This window comes from Actinomycetota bacterium (assembly GCA_035765775.1).
Classification (GTDB): domain Bacteria; phylum Actinomycetota; class CADDZG01; order JAHWKV01; family JAOPZY01; genus DASTWV01.
The window spans coordinates 1-4,636 of record DASTWV010000036.1 but is presented as its reverse complement, the minus strand read 5'-3'; the positions used below and the strand labels follow the sequence as shown (position 1 = coordinate 4,636).

4 protein-coding genes are annotated in these 4,636 nt (G+C 72.4%); 2 read left to right on the top strand and 2 right to left on the bottom strand.

Going from position 1 to position 4,636, the window contains the following annotated elements:
- The first annotated feature begins 347 nt into the window (after window positions 1-347).
- Entirely contained in the window at window positions 348-1,208 is an 861-nt protein-coding gene (locus tag VFW71_07970; GenBank protein HEU5002699.1) for a heme-binding protein, read from the top strand.
- Window positions 1,209-1,361: 153 nt separating this feature from the next.
- On the opposite strand, the gene VFW71_07965 is transcribed toward VFW71_07970, so the two are convergent.
- Window positions 1,362-1,787, bottom strand: coding sequence for a hypothetical protein (locus VFW71_07965; protein ID HEU5002698.1), 426 nt, complete (start codon window positions 1,785-1,787; stop codon window positions 1,362-1,364).
- A 64-nt stretch (window positions 1,788-1,851) separates the two neighbouring features.
- On the opposite strand from VFW71_07965, the gene VFW71_07960 reads away from it, so the two are divergent.
- Entirely contained in the window at window positions 1,852-3,396 is a 1,545-nt protein-coding gene (locus tag VFW71_07960; protein ID HEU5002697.1) for an FAD-binding oxidoreductase, read from the top strand.
- Window positions 3,397-3,402: 6 nt separating this feature from the next.
- Here VFW71_07960 and VFW71_07955 read toward each other — a convergent pair.
- The coding region (locus tag VFW71_07955; GenBank protein ID HEU5002696.1) for a putative Ig domain-containing protein at window positions 3,403-4,636 on the bottom strand (1,234 nt) is incomplete at its 5' end.

The following is a 4,636-nucleotide window of genomic DNA, read 5'->3' as shown; positions in this document are numbered from 1 at the left end:
AGGCTGGGCGGCATGAGGAACGGGGTCATGCGATCCGTGGAGACATAGTGTTTGGCCATGCCCCCATTCGCGCACACTTCCGGGGGAAGGTGTTGGATTTCGCGATTGCTAGTTTGAGGCCTCGATTTTGCGACACCCTGTCCACGGTCCTGGGCACTCACAGAATTCAACATCGGTCGAAGAGGCCGCGCTCAGGGGCTTCTGGCGATTATCCCCCAGCCGGGTAGTTCGGCTTGGCACTCTTGGGGGATGTCCCGAGCAGGCTTGCTTAGTAGCTTGAGTGCCGTAGGCAGCGCTCCGCATATCACGACGTTCACACCCGCGCGCCCCGCGTGGAAGGAGTCGATATGGCAGAAACGGCAACCCCTCTCACCGCGCCCATCGGCCTCACGAGGCTGGGCCGCCCGGCCGCAGAAGCCGTCGCCGGGCTCGGGCCGCTCGCCAATCTCGTCGGCACCTGGATGGGAAGTCACGGCTGGGAGCTCATCGCTGTCCCATCGGGCACGCCGGGCGAGAAGGAGTCCTTCCAGCTCATCATCCGTCCCTACATCGAGGTCGTGACCTTCGCCGAACTGGGCGCCCCCGTGCCGGACCGGGGCGGGCCGAAGGGCGACATCTTCCTGACCGGCCTTCACTACAGCATGCGGATCACGGACGCCGAGACCAACTCGCCGCTGCATCTGGAGAACGGGATGTGGTTGCTGCTCGACGGCCGGGGCACCGTGGCCCGCCAGGCGTCCATCCCCCATGGCGACGTGCTGCTTGCGATCGGGGGATCCTCGACCGCAGCCGGGCCCCCGAGCATTCCGGTTCTCAACGCGATACCGGAACCCGGACCAGACGTCCAGTTGGGTTACACCGACCCGTACGGCAAACCGCCAACGGGCTTCGCCACCGACGACGCCAACGCCACCCTGCGCACGACGGTCGAGGGCCAAACGGTGGTGTCCACCACCACCCTCTCGGTCTCGACGGCCAACGAGGGGGGCGGCGTCCTCAATATCCCCTTCGTCCAGGCCAACGCCAACGCCACCAAGTTCGCGTGCACGTACTGGATCGAAACGGTACGGGATGCCACCGGCCAGGAGTTCGCCCAGCTGCAGTACTCGCAGCAGACCGACATCGATTTCCTCCCCACCTTCGGCGGCCCGCCCGGGTCCCTCATCATGTGGCCGCACGTCAATGTCAACACCCTCGTGAAGCAATGAGCCCGGTGGGTACGGTGCCGGCGGGTGGGAGTGGGATGGGGCAAATTCAACCGGCTAGCGCTTCCGCTGTGCAGTCTGTGAGTGTGTCGAGTGGTTCTACGGTCCTGGGCCCTCAGAGAGTTCAACTTCGGTCGAATCGGGTGCGGGCCGGCCTCAGGCCGTCGGTGGCGGCGGCCCGGGCAGCACCCAGAACGGCACCTGGCACAGGCGCTCGTTCGCCGAGTGCAGCTCGAAGAAGTAGGCCCCCGGGGCCGGGATCGAGAAGCCCAGCCGGAAGTGCAGCAGCGCCGCCCCGCTGCGAGTCCGGTCCACGGCGTGGGCGGCCACCCGGATGGTTCCCGTGCCGTCGACGCCCGTCGGGCGGCCGTCGGCATCCACCACGGTGAACGACACCGGGATCTCGGTGCCCACCTCCACCGGGTCGCCCACGAGGCGCACCACGAAGGACATGGGGCCGATCGGGACGGGGAAGGACGAGCCTGCGGGCGGGGACCAGATGTCGGTGCCGCCCCGCACCACGTAGAAGAGCCCGGACTGGACATCGGCGCTCTCGGCGACAAACGCATACTCGACCCGCACCGGGGGATGGTATCTCGCCCGGCACCTCCCGATGCCGGCGGCGCAATTGGGCGATGATCGGCCCGTGCACCAGCTCAGCCGCCGCCAGTTCCTCCGGGACCTCGGCGTGGGTGCGGCGGCGGCCACGCTGGCGGCGTGTTCGGGCACGGCGCAGCGGCGGGGCTTCCCGCCCACGGCGACCCCACCCGGGCCGGGCGTCACCCCGCCCGCGGCGACGCCGGCCAGCCCGGGCCCGCCCGACTGGGCCGCCCTCCGGAGCCGCTTGCACGGGACCCTCACCCTGACCGGCGACCCGGGGTACGCCGCCGCCGCCCGGGGCTACAACCCGCTGTTCGACGCCCACCAGCCCGCCGCGGTGGCGGCGTGTGCCAGCCCGTCGGATGTCCAGGCCTGCCTTGCCACCGCCTCGGGGGCCCGGATGCCGGTCGCCGCCCGCAGCGGCGGGCACAGCTACGCCGGGTACTCGGCGCCGCCCGGCGGCCTCGTGGTGGACCTGGCCCCGATGGCGGCCGTCGATGTCCACGCCGACGGCACCGCCACGGTCGGGGCCGGGGCGCGCCTCATCGACGTCTACGGCGCCCTGGCCGCCGCCGGGCGCTGCCTGCCCGGTGGGTCCTGCCCCACGGTGGGCATCGCCGGACTCACGCTGGGCGGCGGGGTCGGCGTCCTCGCCCGCCAGTACGGCCTCACGGCCGACCGCCTGGTGAGCGCCACCGTGGTCACGCCGGACGGGGCGGTCCGCACCGCCTCGGCCGCCTCCGAGCCCGACCTCTTCTGGGCGCTGCGGGGCGGGGGTGGGGGCAACGGCGGCATCGTGACCTCGTTCAGCTTCTCGACGCTGCCCGCGCCCCAACTCGCTGTGTTCGCCGCCCGCTACCCGGCCGGTTCGGCGGCGGCGGTGCTCGCCGGGTGGCTGGCGTGGATCGAGCAGGCCCCGGCGACGCTGTGGTCCAACTGCATCCTGTCCGCCGGCAGCCCGCCCACGGTCCGGATCAACGGGACATCGACCGACTCCACCTCCGCCCTGACCAGTGCGCTCGCCGACCTCAACCGGCGCACCGGGACGGCCCCCACCCAGCAGTCGGTCACGTCCAAGAGCTACCTGCAGGCGATGCTCTACTTCGCCGGGTGCTCGCAGCTGGCGACCTGCCACCTGGCGGGGAGCGGGGCGGGCACGCTCGTCCGGGAGACCTTCGTCGCCTCCTCGCGGGTCATGGCCACCGCGCCCGCCGACCCCGGGGCCGTCGTGGCGCTCCTCGCCGGCCGCAGCGGCATCGACCTCATCGTCGACGCCCTGGGTGGGGCGGTGGCGCAGGTCGCGCCCGGTGACACCGCCTTCCCGCACCGTCGCGCGGTCGCCACCATGCAGATCTACGCCGGGACGACGGCGGCCGCCGCCCAGAGCACCCGGCAGGCGGTGGGGGCGGTCCGGGACGGCCTGGCGCCGCTCGTCGGCTCCGGCGCCTACGTCAACTACATCGACCCGGAACTCGGGGGCTGGCAGGAGGCGTACTACGGGGACAACCTCGCCCGGTTGCAGTCGGTGGTGCGCCGCTACGACCCCGACGGGGTGCTGCGCTTCGCCCAGGGACTGGCGCCCGGTGCCTGACCGGGTCTAGCCGGCGGCCGCGAAGATGCTCCCGGCGGCCATCGCGATGGCCGGCGCCGGGAATACGCTGATGCTGAAGGTGCCGCTGGTGACGCTGCCCGCCGAGTTGGATGCCTGGACCCGGTAGCTGTACGACCCGGTGCCCGTGGGGGTGCCCGACAGCACGCCGGTCGGGTCCAGGGTCAGGCCGGGCGGCAGGGCGCCGCTGGCGATCGAGAACGTGGGCGGCGGGGTGCCGCTGGCGGCGAAGGTGTAGGAATACGGCGCACCGACGGTGGCCGAACCCGGGGGACTGGCCGATGTGAAGGCGGGGGGCACCTGGTCGGAGGTCACCAGGATGCTGAGCGAGCCGGTGGTGGCGTTCCCGGCCGAGTTGGAGGCCCGCACCCGGAAGGCGAATGTCCCGGCCGCCTGGGGGGTGCCGGCGAGCACGCCGCCGGACGACAGGCTGAGCCCCGCCGGCAGCGAGCCCGAGAACACCGAGAACGTCGGGGCGGGGGTGCCGCTGGCGGTGAAGGTGTAGGAGTAGGGCGTCCCGACGACCCCGCTGGACGGGGGCGAGGCCGCCGTGAACCTGGGCGGCGTGGCGGCGGCCGCGACCGTCACGGTGATGTTGGGCGACGTCACGCTGCCCGCCGAGTTGGACGCCCGGACCGTGAAGGTGGAGGAGCCGGCGGTGCTCGGGGTGCCGGAGAGCACGCCGGCGGCGCTCAGCGAGAGCCCGGCGGGCAGTGACCCGCTGGCGACGCTGAAGGTGGGTGCGGGGGTGCCGGAAGCGGCGAAGGTGTACGAGTAGGCGGTGCCGGCTGTCGCGCTGGTGGGCGGGGTGTCGGCGGTGAACGTTGGCGGGACGGTGGTGTTGGACACCGTGATCGACAGGGGCCCTGCGGTTGTGGTTCCCGCCGAGTTGGCGGCCGACACCGAGAACGTGGCGGTGCCGGTCACGGTCGGGGTGCCGGAGAGCACGCCGGCGGCACTGAGCGAGAACCCGGCGGGCAGTGACCCGCTGGCGACGGCAAAGCTGGGCGAGGGGTTCCCGCTGGCGGCGAAGGTGTAGGTGTAGGGCACGCCGAGGGAGGCGGTCGCCGGCGGGCTGTCCGCGGTGAACACCGGGGCCGAGGGCGCCGCCGAGAGGTTGCCCGCCGAGAAGTGGTCGATGGCCCAGCCCGCCCCGTCGTCCCAGGACTCGACGCCCGCCATGCCGGCGGGCAGGGGGGCGGTGTCGGTGTAGCTCAGGTTC

Coding starts and splice junctions, on each gene's coding strand:
- VFW71_07970 (HEU5002699.1), top strand. CDS start 348: ATGGCAGAAACGGCAACCCCTCTCACCGCGCCCATCGGCCTCACGAGG.